Annotated in this window: 9 protein-coding genes; 7 read left to right on the forward strand and 2 right to left on the reverse strand. The window is 66.0% G+C overall.

The features are described 5' to 3' along the window. Positions 1 to 80: 80 nt before the first annotated feature. On the reverse strand, positions 81 to 2,990 hold the full coding sequence (locus SSA01S_RS02875; protein ID WP_061779142.1) for a TonB-dependent receptor: 2,910 nt from the start codon (positions 2,988 to 2,990) through the stop codon (positions 81 to 83). 305 nt (positions 2,991 to 3,295) lie between these two features. Beyond that, a complete protein-coding gene (locus SSA01S_RS02880; RefSeq protein WP_061779143.1) occupies positions 3,296 to 4,351 on the reverse strand; it encodes an arabinan endo-1,5-alpha-L-arabinosidase in 1,056 nt (351 codons plus the stop codon). Positions 4,352 to 4,506: 155 nt separating this feature from the next. On the opposite strand from SSA01S_RS02880, the gene SSA01S_RS02885 reads away from it, so the two are divergent. From SSA01S_RS02885 to cobA, 7 genes are all read left to right on the forward strand, one after another. Beyond that, a complete protein-coding gene (locus tag SSA01S_RS02885; RefSeq protein WP_058715146.1) occupies positions 4,507 to 5,088 on the forward strand; it encodes an ANTAR domain-containing response regulator in 582 nt (193 codons plus the stop codon). Continuing rightward, positions 5,085 to 6,296: a CmpA/NrtA family ABC transporter substrate-binding protein gene (locus SSA01S_RS02890; protein ID WP_061779144.1), complete on the forward strand. Its 1,212-nt coding sequence runs from the start codon at positions 5,085 to 5,087 to the stop codon at positions 6,294 to 6,296. The genes SSA01S_RS02885 and SSA01S_RS02890 overlap by 4 nt, the downstream gene beginning before the upstream one ends. A 276-nt stretch (positions 6,297 to 6,572) precedes the next feature. Continuing rightward, positions 6,573 to 7,820: a nitrate/nitrite transporter gene (locus tag SSA01S_RS02895; RefSeq protein ID WP_061779145.1), complete on the forward strand. Its 1,248-nt coding sequence runs from the start codon at positions 6,573 to 6,575 to the stop codon at positions 7,818 to 7,820. Positions 7,821 to 7,848: 28 nt separating this feature from the next. Continuing rightward, entirely contained in the window at positions 7,849 to 10,329 is a 2,481-nt protein-coding gene (gene nirB, locus SSA01S_RS02900; protein WP_061779146.1) for a nitrite reductase large subunit NirB, read from the forward strand. Then, positions 10,326 to 10,664, forward strand: a complete 339-nt coding sequence (gene nirD, locus SSA01S_RS02905) for a nitrite reductase small subunit NirD (protein WP_170171355.1) — start codon at positions 10,326 to 10,328, stop codon at positions 10,662 to 10,664. The genes nirB and nirD overlap by 4 nt, the downstream gene beginning before the upstream one ends. Positions 10,665 to 10,800: 136 nt before the next feature. Beyond that, positions 10,801 to 13,404: a nitrate reductase gene (locus SSA01S_RS02910; RefSeq protein WP_156477642.1), complete on the forward strand. Its 2,604-nt coding sequence runs from the start codon at positions 10,801 to 10,803 to the stop codon at positions 13,402 to 13,404. After that, positions 13,397 to 14,194 (forward strand): uroporphyrinogen-III C-methyltransferase, encoded by a 798-nt coding sequence (cobA, locus tag SSA01S_RS02915; protein ID WP_419836497.1) that lies wholly within the window; start codon positions 13,397 to 13,399, stop codon positions 14,192 to 14,194. The genes SSA01S_RS02910 and cobA overlap by 8 nt, the downstream gene beginning before the upstream one ends. The last annotated feature ends 42 nt before the right edge of the window (positions 14,195 to 14,236 follow it).

Below are 14,236 nucleotides of genomic sequence, written 5' to 3' on the forward strand. Positions count from 1 at the left end.
CAAGGACGGCGATCTGCCATCCTTGCCCCGAAAGTTTCCCTTGGGGAATGGGAAGGCGGGCCGAAACCCGCCTGATCGGGTCAGAAGCGGAAGCGCACGCCCAGACCGTAGTACCGGCCTTCGTCCCGCACGTCGCGCGGATAGGACAGGCCGTTGCCATAGCTACGATAATTGTTGAACGGCTTTGCCAGAATATTGGCCAAGTCGAAGGCGATCGTGATTTCCTTGGTCATGTTATAGTTGAAGCCGAAGTCAAGCCGCTGGATGCGGGTCGTACCCTCGCCATTGTAGAAACCGTCACCGTTGATGAAGTTTCCGTTCAGATAGGCGTCGCGATTGTTGAACGACAAGCGGGTCGACACATCGCCCTTCTCATAGAAGAGCGCGATATTGTAGGTCCACTTCGACAAGCCCGTGATCGGCACGAACGGCGGCTCCGTCGTCCCACCGCTCGAGGCGAACAAATTGGCCGGGTAACGCTGCTTTCCTTCCAGATAGGTGACATTCGCCTGCACGCCGAAGCCGCTCCACAGGCCCGGCAGGAAGTCGAAGAAGGTCTGGCCGCCGACCTCGATGCCCTTGATACGACCCTTGCCGGCATTTTCCGGGCGGCTGATTTCGATCAGGCCATAAAAGGGATCTATGGTGCGATTGACATAATTGTCGATGAACCCGTCGAGATCGCGGTAGAAGACGGCCGCCGTCAGCGACGCGGTCGGCGAGAAGTAATATTCGACCGTCGCATCATAATTGTTCGAGACCAACGGCCGCAGGTTCGGATTGCCGCCGCTGCCATAGGCGTTGGGCCGCGTGTTCAGACCCGCCGGAAAACGAGGGTCGAGCGGCTGGTCGGGCACGACCTGCTGGGTATTCTGGGTGATGTTCAGGGCGGGGTTCAGCTGGCCGAACTGGGGCTTGGTTCGCGTCTTGGTGATACCGAAGCGAATCTGCAGCTTGTCGTTCGGCCGAATGCGCAGCGAGATGTTGGGCAGGATATCGACATAGTTGGCGCGCGTGCGGCGTACCTCGCTGCGGCGAACATTGTCGAACAGCACCGTCGAGATGCCACTATACTCGCCCACCGTATTGACGACGCGGGTGCCAATCATACCGTCGAACCGTACCGAGCCGATGTTGAACTCGTACTTGGCCTGCCCGTAAAAGGCATAGGTCTGTTCGGTCGCATAGAAGGCGGCCAACGGGTCCAGTTGGACCTCGGGCGTCGAGAAGCGGTTCAGCGCGTCGCGATAACCCTGATCGCTCGGATTGCCCGCCACCAACCGCTGCAGCGCGTCAAAGGCATATTGGCGAAGCTGTGGCGCATTGCCCGCGATCCCGTCCCGCGACGGCATCAGCCAGCTCGTGAAGGCCTGATTGCCACGGAACGCATTCTGCGTCAGCGCCAGATCACCGACCGGCACCTGCGCCAGCGGGATCGCCAACGGCTCGGTATAGGCATAGCGATTGCCGCGCTTCAGCGACGCATCGCGATCGGTCCAGCGGATACCGAATTGCAGCTTGGGCAGCAGCAGGAGATCGGTGTCCAGGTCCAGGTCGGTGCGCCACTGCCACCCCTTGCCCTGTACGCGGTAGGTCGCCTCGAAATAACCGCGCCAGAGATAATTGGCCGGGTTGGTATTGTCGAAGCCGGGCAGGTCGAACGACACGCCATCCTTGACGAAGAAATTGACGTTCGCGACCGGCGCCTTGGTGAAGGCCGTGTCGAAGCTCCACTCGTCCGAGCCGTATTGCGAGAAGGTATAGGCGAGATCGGTCGACAGATGCGCCCGGCCGATATCCCATTTGGCGCCACCCGCCGCCTGATACGTATCCGTGTATCCCTTGACGGTGCTGCGATACGCTTCGGGACGGTAGCCCCCGGTCTTGGTCAGGCTCTCCACCTGAAGTGGCTCATTCGGACGCAACACGACATTGCTCAGCGTCGGATTGTTGTCGAGCAGCGGAACACGGAACCAGTCGTTCGCGACTTCGCCGCGATAGCTCTGGTAGAGGAAGTCGTAATAGAGTTCGAGATTGTGGGCCGGACGCCACTGGACACTGGCGTTGACCGCCGGACGCCAGCGCTTGCCACTGTCATTGTAGACGCCGACGGCGGTCGGAATCTGGAAGTCGCGACCCACCGAGGTCGGCAGGACCGTCGTCCCGGTCGTCGGCTTGTTCGTATTGCCCTCGCCCCAGCGAACCGCGTTGCGATACTGTGCCTGGGTATAGACGGCGTTGATCAGCCAGCCGACCTCGCCGATGGGGGTATCGGCGCGCTGGCTGATAAGCAGGTTGCCCAGCGGGTCGAACTTCTTCGACTGGTCGTTATAGGTGCCGCGAAGGCCGCCCGCGATCGTGAAGCCCTTCTCGAAATCGAAAGGCCGACGCGACCGCACGTTGATGAGGCCCGCCAGACCCGGCTCCAGCAAATCGGCCGTGCCCGACTTGTAGACCTCGAGACCAGCCAGCGCCCCGGCCGGGAAATCCTGAAGCGCGACGCCCCGGCCCTCGGCAGTGAAGATGTCGCGGCCGTTGAAGGTCGTCGCCACGTCGGGGAGACCGCGGACCAGCACCTGCGTCACTTCGTCGCTGTAGCGGCTGACCTGGATACCGGTCACGCGCGCCAGCGATTCGGCCGCCGTATTGTCGGGCAGTTTCCCGATGTCCTGCGCCACGATCGCGTCGAGGATCGCGTCTGAATTGCGCTTGATCGACTGCGCGCTGCCCAGGCTGGCGCGAAAGCCGGTCACGACGATGTCGCGCGGATCGACCTCCGCCTGGGGCAGGCCGGTGGTCGAGGCCTGGACCGGGCTGCGGTCCGGGACTTCGGCGATATCCTGCTGGATTCCGGCTTTTGTCTGCGCTTCGGTCTGGCTGGCGGTGTCGTCGGCCTGCTTCTGCTGTCCCGGTGCAGCGGCCTGCGCCATGGCGGGCGTGGCGAGCAACGCGAACGGCGCGACCGACAGCAACAAGACATGATGCTTCATCAGGAATCCCCTCAAACTGGCCCGAGTTTTCGGTGCCCACGGGATCATTTGTCTGACTATCATTCCGTTGGTCAAGACTAGCATGACAAAATAATGAAACGAACGTCACGCCGTGGATTCTTGGCCACACCTCAGAAATCCGCAGAAGCCCGAGCGTTAGCGCCACCATGGAATTTTACGGAGCGTAATCAGATAGTAGGCAGACCCGCTTGGGCACGAGGCCCGCCCTTCTCTTGTCTGCTTATTGCTAATGAGACGACGCCGAGCCGATTTTGCAGTTGACTCGGGTGACGAGGCTTCTTCCGCTAGGGCGTCTCTCGCTCCACTACCGGCCAGCCTGCCGCATCCCAGTGCAGCGGTTCGATCCGTAGCGTGGGGGCGCCTCCCGCCTCCGAATCATACGCATGGTGGACCAGATAATCCCGCCCATCGCGGTCCCGGAGCACGGCGGCATGGCCGGGCCCACGGAAGCGGTCGCGCCCCTCGGCATCGGCCCGAAGCAGCACCGTGCCGCCGCCATCGCGCATCGCACGCCCGGCACGGTCGACATAGGGCCCCTCCATCGAACGCGCTCGACCTACGCGAAGGTGATAGCTGCTCTTCACGCCCCGGCAGCAATAGTCGAACGAGACGATCAGCCAGTACCAGCCGCCATGATCGATGATGAACGGCGCCTCGATTGCGTCCTCTCGCTCGGTCGTCGCGCGCCGGGCGATCATCGTCGGCTTGGCGCCGTCGGCGGGCTTTCCGCTGCGCGGATCGAGCCGGACCAACTGGATACCGCCCCAGAAACTGCCAAAGGTCAGCCATTGACCGCCTTGGCGATCCTGCACGAAATTGGGATCGATCGCATTGAAATCATCCCCCGTGTGCGATGCGATGACCAGCCCCTCGTCGCGCCACCCGTAATTCGGGCTACCGGGGTCGAGCGTGGCCGCCGTCGCCAAGCCGATGACCGAGCGCTGCTGGCCGAAGCTGGAAATCGAGTAATAGAGGCGATAGCGACCGCCGACCCGCGATATGTCGGGTGCCCACATCTCCCGTGCGGCCGGAACCATCGCCTGCGCCCATCCGGGTATCGCCGCCAGCGGCGATGGCAACGGCGTCCAGTGCCGCAAATCGCGCGACATGCGGGCGACGAGCGGCCGTCGGTCACGCTGCCCGGTCGAATAGGCGTAATAGCGATCGCCCTGGCAGATCAGGACCGGATCATGCGTCGGCACGATATCACCCGACAACCGAAGCGACGGCGACCGAGCGCCCGGCGCCGATCGCAGCGCCTGCATCCCGACCAGCATCGTTCCCGCCACCAACAGCAGACGCAGGACCTTCAGGCTATGCGATCGCCCCAGATGGCGCATCGTCGGCAAATCCCCCTTGATGACCGGCGCAGGGCTGGCGCGATCTTATAGAAGCCGCGAACTATAGTCCGACATTTCAACACGCAAGCGCGCTTTGCGCACTCCCGCCCTCTCCGCCTCTTGTCGAGCGGGAAGGGACACGGCATCAAGCCGCCATGCGGATCGCCATCATCGATACCAGCAGCACGCGCGCGGCGATCATCTCCGACGGCCTGCGCGATGCCGGGCTGACCGATCTGGTGGTGATCGACCCCAGTGGCCCGCTTGCCGCCCAGGTCGAGCGAGCCGCGCCCGAGGTCGTACTGATCAATCTGGAAAATCCCAGCCGCGACGTGCTGGAGGATTTCTTCGCCATGTCGCGCGCACTCGATCGGCCGATCGCGATGTTCGTCGACCAGTCTGAACCCGAATCGACGATGGCGGCGGTCGATGCGGGCGTCTCGGCCTATGTCGTCGATGGCCTCGCGAAGCAGCGGATCAAGCCGATCCTGGATCTGGCCGTCCGGCGCTTTCAGGCTTTTTCCCGGCTTCAGACGGAACTGGCCGAGGCGAAGACGGCGCTCGCCGACCGGCAGGTGATCGACCGGGCCAAGGCGATCCTGATGCGCCGCCGCGGGGTGGACGAGCCCAACGCCTATGCCTTGCTGCGCAGCCACGCCATGACCACCAATCGTCGTATCGCCGAAGTGGCCGAAGCGATCGTGACCAGCGAGCAGTTGATGGGAGACCTGCCATGAGCCTTGAGCGCTTCCGCATCGGTTTCCTGCCGCTGGTCGACGCCGCGCTGCCGATCCTGGCGCATGAGTTGGGCTTTGCCGAGACCGAAGGTGTCGTCATCGAACTGGTGCGCGACGTCACCTGGGCGGCGGTGCGCGATCGGCTGCTTTATGGACATACCGATGCCGCGCATCTGGTCGCACCACTCGCCATCGCCACCGCGCTGGGCCGGGATCGTCCGGCGGTGCCGATGGCGGTGCCCTTCGTCCTGGGGCTGAACGGCAATGCGATCACCGTCTCGACCGCGCTGGGCGAGGCGCTGGCGCTCGACGAGACGCTGGGTGACCCGGTGGCGATCGGGGAAAGCCTGCGCCGCGTGGCGGGGGAACGGCGTGCGGCCGGTCGCCGCTTGCGCTTCGGCGTCGTGCATCGCCATTCGAGCCATAATTACATGCTCCGCTACTGGCTGGCGGGAGTCGGCATCCGTCCCGACAGCGATATCGAGATCGTCGTGACCAGCCCCCCCTTCGCCGCCGACGCCCTGGCCGCCGGAGAGGTGGACGGCATCTGCGTCGGCGAGCCGTGGAATTCGATCGCAGTCGATCGTGGCGTGGGCCGCATCGCCCTGGCCACCGCGCAAATCTGGCGACGCGGGGTGGAGAAGGTACTGGCGATGCGTGCCGACCGGGCGGAGGAGCGGCGCGATGGCGTTCTGCGGCTGATCCGTGCGCTGCACACGGCGGCGGCGCATTTCATCGATCCCGAGACGGTCGAGCAAAGCGCCGCAATCCTGTCGCGCGCGCATTATCTCGATGCACCGGTCGATGCGATCCTGCGCGCGATCACCGATCGCATTCGGGTCGTGCCCGGCGGCGAGCCGGTCCATTATCCCGACTTCATGTTCCAGTATCGCGAGGCGGCGAACTTTCCGTGGCGCAGCCAGGCCGGCTGGCTTTATGCGCAGATGGTGCGTTGGGAAGGCCTGTCCTTCTCGCCTGAGGACGCCGCGACCGCGCAGGGCGTGTTTCGCCCCGACCTGTACCGTGCTGCGCTCGCGGGTTCGGGCGCCCCCCTGCCCGGCGCCAGCTCCAAGCTGGAGGGCGCATTGGTCGAGCCGATCGGGGCGGGATCGACGCAAGGGCGATTAGTGCTGGGCAGCGACCGGTTCTTCGACGGGCGGGCCTTCGATCCCGACGATATTCCCGGATATCTGGCGAGACTGCCTTAAAATTCCTTCCCGTGGCGGAGGGATGATTTTGCTGCATTTGCGAAAGCCTCTTGCGTGCGGCCAGCGAATCAGGCAACTTTCGATTCGTCCGGCAATGGCGTCGGGCACGAGATAGCAGCGAATGCCGCTCCAACGACGGGGTGGCACGCTGGCGGAGGCGGGCCCGGCCCGTTCCCCGCTTGGAGGCAATGAAGCCGCCAGGATGCGACCCGTAAAGGGCCACGCGTCCTGGCGGCTTTTTTCGTTTTGGGCTCGGGAGCCCATGGAGGCGGCACGATGGCAACGGCGTTCTGGGACGACACCAAAAGCGAGACGGCGGCAGAGGACAGCGGTTTCTGGTCGAGCGGCCACACGCCGACACTGATCGCGGCATTCCTGTATTTCGACCTGGCCTTCATGGTCTGGGTCCTGCTGGGCCCCCTCGCCCCGCAGATCGCGACCAGCCTGGCACTGACGCCCGCGCAAAAGGGCGTGATGGTCGCGGTGCCGACATTGGCAGGCGCGATCCTGCGCGTGGTCAATGGGTTGCTGGTCGATCGGATAGGTCCGAAGCGCGCGGGCGCGATCAGCCAGATTATCGTGATCGCGGGCCTTTTCTCGGCCTGGGTACTGGGCGTGAGCAGCTTCGGCGGCACGCTGGCGCTGGGTGTCATCCTGGGCTTCGCAGGCGCCAGCTTCGCTATCGCGCTACCGCTGGCCAGCCGCTGGTATCCGCCCGAGCATCAGGGCAAGGCCATGGGTCTCGCTGGCATGGGCAATTCGGGTACGGTGCTGGCAGCACTTTTCGCGCCGGCGCTCGCCAAGCTGTTCGGCTGGAACGCCGTCCTCGGCCTGGCCTGCCTGCCGCTGACCCTCGTCTTCTTCGCCTATATGGTGATGGCCAAGGACGCACCCGGCGCGCCGAGCCCACGCCGTCTGGTCGAGTATCTCGCGCCGCTGAAACAGGCCGATGCCTGGTGGTTGATGGGCTTCTATGCCGTCACCTTCGGTGGGTTCGTGGGTCTGGCCGCCAGCCTGCCCATCTATTTCACCGACCGGTTCGGACTGACCCCGGTGCGGGCCGGTTACGCCACTGCGGCGTGCGTCTTTGCCGGGTCGCTGGTGCGACCGATGGGCGGGGCGCTGGCCGATGCGGTCGGCGGGGTAAAGGCATTGATGGCCGTGTTCGCCGCCGCCGCGGTCACGCTGACGGGCGTGGCGATGGTCGACGGGTTCGCTGCCTCGCTGGCGCTGTTCGTCCTCTCCATGCTGGCACTGGGTGTCGGCAACGGCTCGGTGTTCCAGCTGGTGCCGCAGCGCTTCGCGGCCGAGATCGGCGTGATGACCGGGCTGGTCGGCATGGCGGGCGGGATCGGCGGCTTCTACCTCGCCTCGTCGCTCGGTTTAGCCAAGCAGTGGACGGGCAGCTTTTCGGGCGGGTTCCTGATCTTCGCCGCACTCGCCCTGGTCGCATTGGTCGGCCTGATGCTGGTCAAGACCCGCTGGCGTCGCAGCTGGGGCGCGGCCGAGGGCGTGCGGATCTGATGCTTTTCCTCTTCGACGGATCGAACCGATGAAACATGAAGTCCTGAGCGCCGCCAAGGTCGATACCCGGGAACACCTGATCGTCGTCGGCAACGGCATGGCCGGTTGCCGCGCGGTCGAAGAACTGCTGGCCCGCGATCCCGCCCGCTACCGCATCACCATCTTCGGTGCCGAACCGCTGGTGAATTACAACCGGATCATGCTGTCGCCGGTGCTGGCGGGCGAGAAGACGTTCGACGAGATCGTCATCAACGGCCTCGACTGGTACGCGGATAACGGCATCACCCTGGTCAGCGGCGATCCCGTCACCGCGATCGACCGCGAGGCGCGGACGGTCACCGCCCAGAGCGGCATGGTGCTGGACTATGACCGGCTTCTGATCGCGACCGGCTCCGACCCGTTCATCATTCCGGTTCCGGGCCACGATCTGCCCGGCGTCATCAGCTTTCGCGACATGAAGGATGTCGAGCACATGCTCGCCGCCGCCGAGCGAGGCGGTAGCGCGGTGGTGATCGGCGGCGGCCTGCTGGGGCTGGAGGCGGCCCACGGCCTATCGCTGCGCGGCATGACGGTAACGGTCCTCCACCTGATGCCGACGCTGATGGAGCGGCAGCTCGACGAGGCGGCGGGCTGGTTGCTCAAGCAGGCGCTGGAGGCGCGCGGTCAGACGGTCCTGTGCGGCGCCGATACCGCCGAGATCGTCGGCGACGGCAAGGTCGAGGCGATCCGCCTGAAGGACGGGCGCGAAATTCCCGCCGATCTGGTGGTGATGGCGGTCGGCATCCGCCCCTCGGTCGCGCTGGCCCGCGCCGCCGGGCTGGAGGTCGGGCGCGGGATCAAGGTGGACGACCATATGGTCACCTCCGACCCGCGCATCCTGGCGGTTGGCGAGTGCGTCGAGCATGACGGACAGGTATACGGCCTGGTCGCGCCGCTCTGGGACATGTGCCGCAGTCTTGCCGATGCGCTGACCGGCAGCCCCAGCGGCTATCGCCCCACCGCCACCGCGACCAAGCTGAAGGTCGCCGGGCTCGACGTCTTCTCGGCGGGCGATTTCGGCGGCGGCGACGGCGCGGAGGACATCGTGCTGCGCGACGCCTCTCGCGGCATTTACAAGCGCGTTGTGGTCAGGGACGACCGGATCGTCGGCGCGGTGCTGTACGGCGACACCGCCGACGGCAACTGGTATTTCGACCTGCTCAAAAAGGGCGAGAGCGTCGGCGACATTCGCGACGCGCTGATCTTCGGCCAGGCCTTCGCCTCGGGAGGAGGGCAAGCGGACCCTAAGGCGGCCGTTGCGGCGCTCTCCGACACGGCGGAGATTTGCGGCTGCAACGGCGTCAACAAGGGCCAGGTCGTATCGTGCATCGCCAAGGGCGCGCACAGCCTGGATGCGGTCCGCGCCACATGCAAGGCATCGGCGAGCTGCGGTTCCTGCACCGGGCTGGTCGAGACGCTGCTCGCGCTCACCCTGGGCGACGAGGTCGAGGCCGGACCGAAGACGATGTGCAAATGCACCAGCTTCGGTCATGACGATGTCCGCCGCGAGATCGTCGCGCAGGACATGAAGTCGATCCCCGAGGTCATGCAGAAGCTGCACTGGTCGACCCCCGACGGATGCTCGTCCTGCCGCCCCGCGCTCAACTATTATCTGCTCTGCGCGTTGCCCGGCGACTATGTCGACGACCAGCAGAGCCGCTTCGTCAACGAACGCATGCACGCCAACATCCAGAAGGACGGCACCTATTCGGTCGTGCCGCGCATGTGGGGCGGCATCACCAGCCCGAAGGAGCTGCGCGCGATCGCCGATGTGGTCGAGAAGTTCAACGCGCCGATGGTCAAGGTGACCGGCGGCCAGCGGCTCGACATCTTCGGCATCAAGAAGGAGGACCTGCCCGCCGTTTGGGCCGACCTAAATGCCGCCGGGATGGTGTCGGGCCATGCTTATGGCAAGTCACTCCGCACGGTGAAGACGTGCGTGGGTTCGGAATGGTGTCGCTTCGGTACGCAGGATTCGACCGGGCTGGGCGTCAAGCTGGAGCGGGCGACCTGGGGCTCGTGGATGCCGCACAAGTTCAAGATCGCCGTCAGCGGCTGCCCGCGCAACTGTGCGGAAGCGACGATCAAGGACTTCGGCGTGGTCTGCGTCGACAGTGGTTACGAGCTTCACGTCGGCGGCAATGGCGGGATCAAGGTCCGCGCCACCGACCTGTTGTGTAAGGTCGCGACCGAGGCCGAGGCGATGGAGATGTGCGCCGCCTTCGTCCAGCTCTATCGCGAGGAGGCGCGCTATCTGGAGCGGACCGCGCCGTGGATCGAGCGGGTCGGGCTGGCATACATCCAGTCGCGCCTGCTGCCCGATGCCGATGAGCGGGCCGAGTTGGCGCAGCGCTTCTTCTTCTCACAGCAATTCTCGCAAGAAGACCCCTGGGCCGAACGCGTCGCCGGGGCCGAACGCGAAATCCATGCGCCGATGGCGCGCTTCCAGCCGGCGGGGGAAATGGCATGATTGGCGAGTGGCTCGATATCGGCTGGGTCGAGGAAATCCCCTTGCGCGGCAGCCGCACCGTGCAGGTCGAGGGCGGTAACGACATCGCCGTCTTCCGTACCGGCGAGAATAGCGTCTTCGCGCTGCTCGACCGTTGCCCGCACAAACATGGGCGGTTGAGCCAGGGAATCGTCCATGGCGGTGCGGTGGCGTGCCCGCTGCACAACTGGCGAATATCGCTCAGCACCGGTGAGGCGCTGGGCGAGGACAAGGGATGTACACCAACCGTGCCGGTGAAGATCAGTGGCGGGCGGGTCCTGATCTGTCGCGCCAGCACCCTGAAGGCGGCAGCGTGATGCGGTTACATGTCCTCCCCTGCAAAGGGAGGTGGCAGGCCGAAGGCCTGACGGAGGGGTGTCGCGCTCTCGATACGGGGAGCCCCCTCCAACACGCCCTGATGGGCGCGGTCCCCCTCCCCTTACAGGGGAGGAATTGGTGACGGCCATCAACACCACCTGCGCCTATTGCGGCGTCGGCTGCGGCATCCGTGCGACCGTCACTGGCGATCGCACCGTCCAGATCGAGGGCGATCCCGACCACCCCGCCAATCGCGGCAGGCTCTGTTCCAAGGGCACGCATCTCGGCGAGACGGTCGGGCTGGAGGGGCGCCTGCTCACGCCGCTGATCGGCAAGCGTCGCGCCACATGGGACAAGGCGCTTGACCTGGTGGCGAAACGCTTCCGCGACACCATCGCGCAGCATGGTCCCGACAGTGTCGCTTTCTACGTCTCCGGCCAGTTGCTGACCGAGGACTATTACGTTGCCAACAAGCTGATGAAGGGCTTCATCGGCTCGGCCAACATCGACACGAATTCGCGCCTCTGCATGTCGAGCGCCGTTGCGGGTCATAGTCGTGCGTTCGGCGAGGACATCGTGCCCGCCAGCTATGACGATATCGACGCCGCCGACCTGATCATCTTGGTCGGCAGCAACACCGCCTGGTGCCACCCGATCGTCTATCAGCGTATCCGCGCCAGATGCGATGCAGGCGCAAAGCTGGTCGTCATCGACCCCCGCCGCACCGAGACGGCCGAACAGGCCGACCTCCACCTGGCCATCCGCCCGGGCAGCGACGTGGCGCTGATGAACGGTGCACTCGCCTGGGCGCAGGCCGCGGGCATGGTGGATGAGGACTTCCTCGCCGCATCGGTCGCGGTCCCTGACAGTTTCTGGACCGCGCTGGACGAGGGCAGCGATCTCTGGTCGGTCGCCAGGACCTGTGACGTGGCCCCCGCCGACCTTCGCCGCTTCTACGAACTCTTCGCCGCCACCCCGCGCACCGTCACGCTGTTCAGCCAGGGGATCAACCAGTCGACCGCGGGCACCGATCAGGTGAACGCGATCCTGAATCTCCATCTCGCGACCGGCCGGATCGGCAAGCCGGGCGCGGCGCCTTTCTCGATCACCGGACAGCCCAATGCGATGGGCGGGCGCGAAGTGGGTGGACTTGCCTCGACGTTGGCCGCGCATATGGACTTCGCCCCTGACAATCGTGCCAGGGTGCAGCGTTTCTGGGCCTCCCCCACCATCGCGCCCAAGCCGGGGTTGAAGGCGGTCGACCTGTTCCGCGAGCTGGGCCAGGGCCGGATCAAGGCGCTGTGGATCATGGCGACCAACCCCGCCGTCTCGATGCCCGATGCGGGTGCGGTGCGCGAGGCACTGGCCGCCTGCCCCTTCGTCGTGGTCAGCGATGTGATGGCCGAGACCGACAGCTCGACCCACGCCCATGTCCGCTTGCCCGCCGCCGCATGGGGCGAGAAGGACGGAACCGTCACCAATTCCGACCGCACGATCAGCCGCCAGCGCGCGCTCTTGGCGCTGCCCGGCGAGGCCAGGCCCGACTGGTGGATCATCAAGGAGGTGGGCCGCCGCATGGGCTGGAAAACGGCCTTCGCCTATGATCGCCCGGCCGAAATCTGGCGCGAACATTGTCGCCTGTCGACCTATGAGAATGAGGGCCAGCGTCTCTTCGCCCTTCCCGGGCGATCAAGCGGCGGCAATGCCGATTATGACGCGATGGCGCCCTTCCGCTGGGGCGGCACCCCCTTTGCCGATGGCCGTTTCCCGACGCCCGATGGCCGCGCCCACCTGATACCCGTAACGCAGAAGCCGATCCCCGAGCCTTTGCGCGATTGGCCGATGACGCTCAACACCGGGCGCTACCGCGATCACTGGCACAGCATGACCCGCACCGGCCTCGCCCCCAAGCTGGCACGCCACCGCGAGGAACCGCTGGTCGAGGTTCATGCCGACGACGCGGCTCGGCTGCGCCTGACCGACGGCGGGCTGGCCCGCGTGACGACCCCGCAGGGGGAGAGTCTCTACCGCGTGGCGGTCAGCGCAGGCCAACGGCCGGACGAGCTGTTCGTGCCCATCCACTGGACGGACAAGACGGCGACCGGCGGACGAACCGGCCTGCTTCCCCGGCCGCTGACTGACCCCTATTCGGGCCAGCCCGGCTTCAAGCGTACCCCCGCCAACATCGCCGCCGTCGCCACGCGCTGGCACGGTTTCGCCATCCTGTCGGGCGAGGCCATGGCCACCCCCGACTGCCTCTGGGCGACACGGGTGGCCATTCCCGGCGGCTGGCTATGGGAAGTGGCGGGCGACGGGGATCCCGGAACGCTCGACGCGCTTCTCCCCCGGGGACAGCGGATCGAGGCGACCGACCCCGCCCGCGGATCGCGCCGCATCGCGGTGATCGCCGAGGATCGCCTTGCCGCCGTGCTGTTCGTGACCGAGCGCGGCGAACTTCCGTCGCGCGACTGGCTGATCGCCCAGTTGAGCGCCGCCGAGGTCGCCCCCACCATCCTCGCCGGGCGAGCGCCTGGTGCCACGGTCGAACGCGGCGCGATCGTCTGCGCCTGTTTGGACATCGGCGTGCGCACCATCGTCACCGCGATCCGCGACCAGCATCTGACGGACGTCGCCGCGATCGGCGCGGCGCTGGGCGCAGGCACCAATTGCGGATCGTGCCGCCCCGCCCTTGCCCGTCTGCTTGCCGAAACACAGGAGCCTGCCCATGCGCATGGATGATTTTGCCGCCGGTTCGGTGTGGCTGGTCGGCGCAGGGCCGGGTGATCCCGACCTGCTTACCCGCAAGGCCGAGCGGCTGATCGCCTCGGCCGATATCGTCTTCTACGACGCGCTGGTCGGCCCCAATATCCTGGCGATGATTCCCGCAGGCGTCGAGCGATCGAGCGTCGGCAAGCGATCCGGCCGCCATTCGAAAGACCAGGGCACGATCGACCAACTCATCGTCACCGCGGCGCGATCGGGTGCCCGCGTCGTTCGCCTGAAGGGCGGCGACCCGTCGATCTTCGGCCGCTCGACCGAGGAGATCGACGCCTGCCGCGCTGCTGGGATCACCGTGCGGATCTGTCCTGGCATCACGGCCGCGAGCGCGGCGGCGGCCTCCGGCATGATTTCGCTAACGCTGCGCGGCCTGTCCCGGCGCCTGACCCTGGTCACCGCGCATCTTCGCGAGGGCGAGCCGCTGTCGCTGGACTGGTCCGCGCTGGCCGCGCCCGACGCGACGCTTGCCGTCTATATGGGCCGCGCCGCCGCGCCGGAAATCGCGCGTCAACTGGCCGCCGCCGGAATGCCCCCGGCCACGCCGGTCATGGTCGCGGTCAATGTCTCGTTACCGTCCGAGAGGCTGATTACCGGCCGCCTGGACGCGCTCGGCTTCCTGACCCGCACCATCGGCGAGAAAGATCCCGCATTGCTTTTGATCGGCGAAGCAATCGGGGGCTCAGCTCATCGTGATCAAGCGGCCCGACGGGCCGAGCATGACGACAGGCTTTCGTGTCCTGCGACGGCGTAAAGAGGATCGGGCCCCACCGGTGAGGGTGGGACCCGATCCAGC

This window comes from Sphingomonas sanguinis NBRC 13937 (genome assembly GCF_001591005.1).
GTDB classification, from domain to species: Bacteria; Pseudomonadota; Alphaproteobacteria; order Sphingomonadales; family Sphingomonadaceae; genus Sphingomonas; species Sphingomonas sanguinis.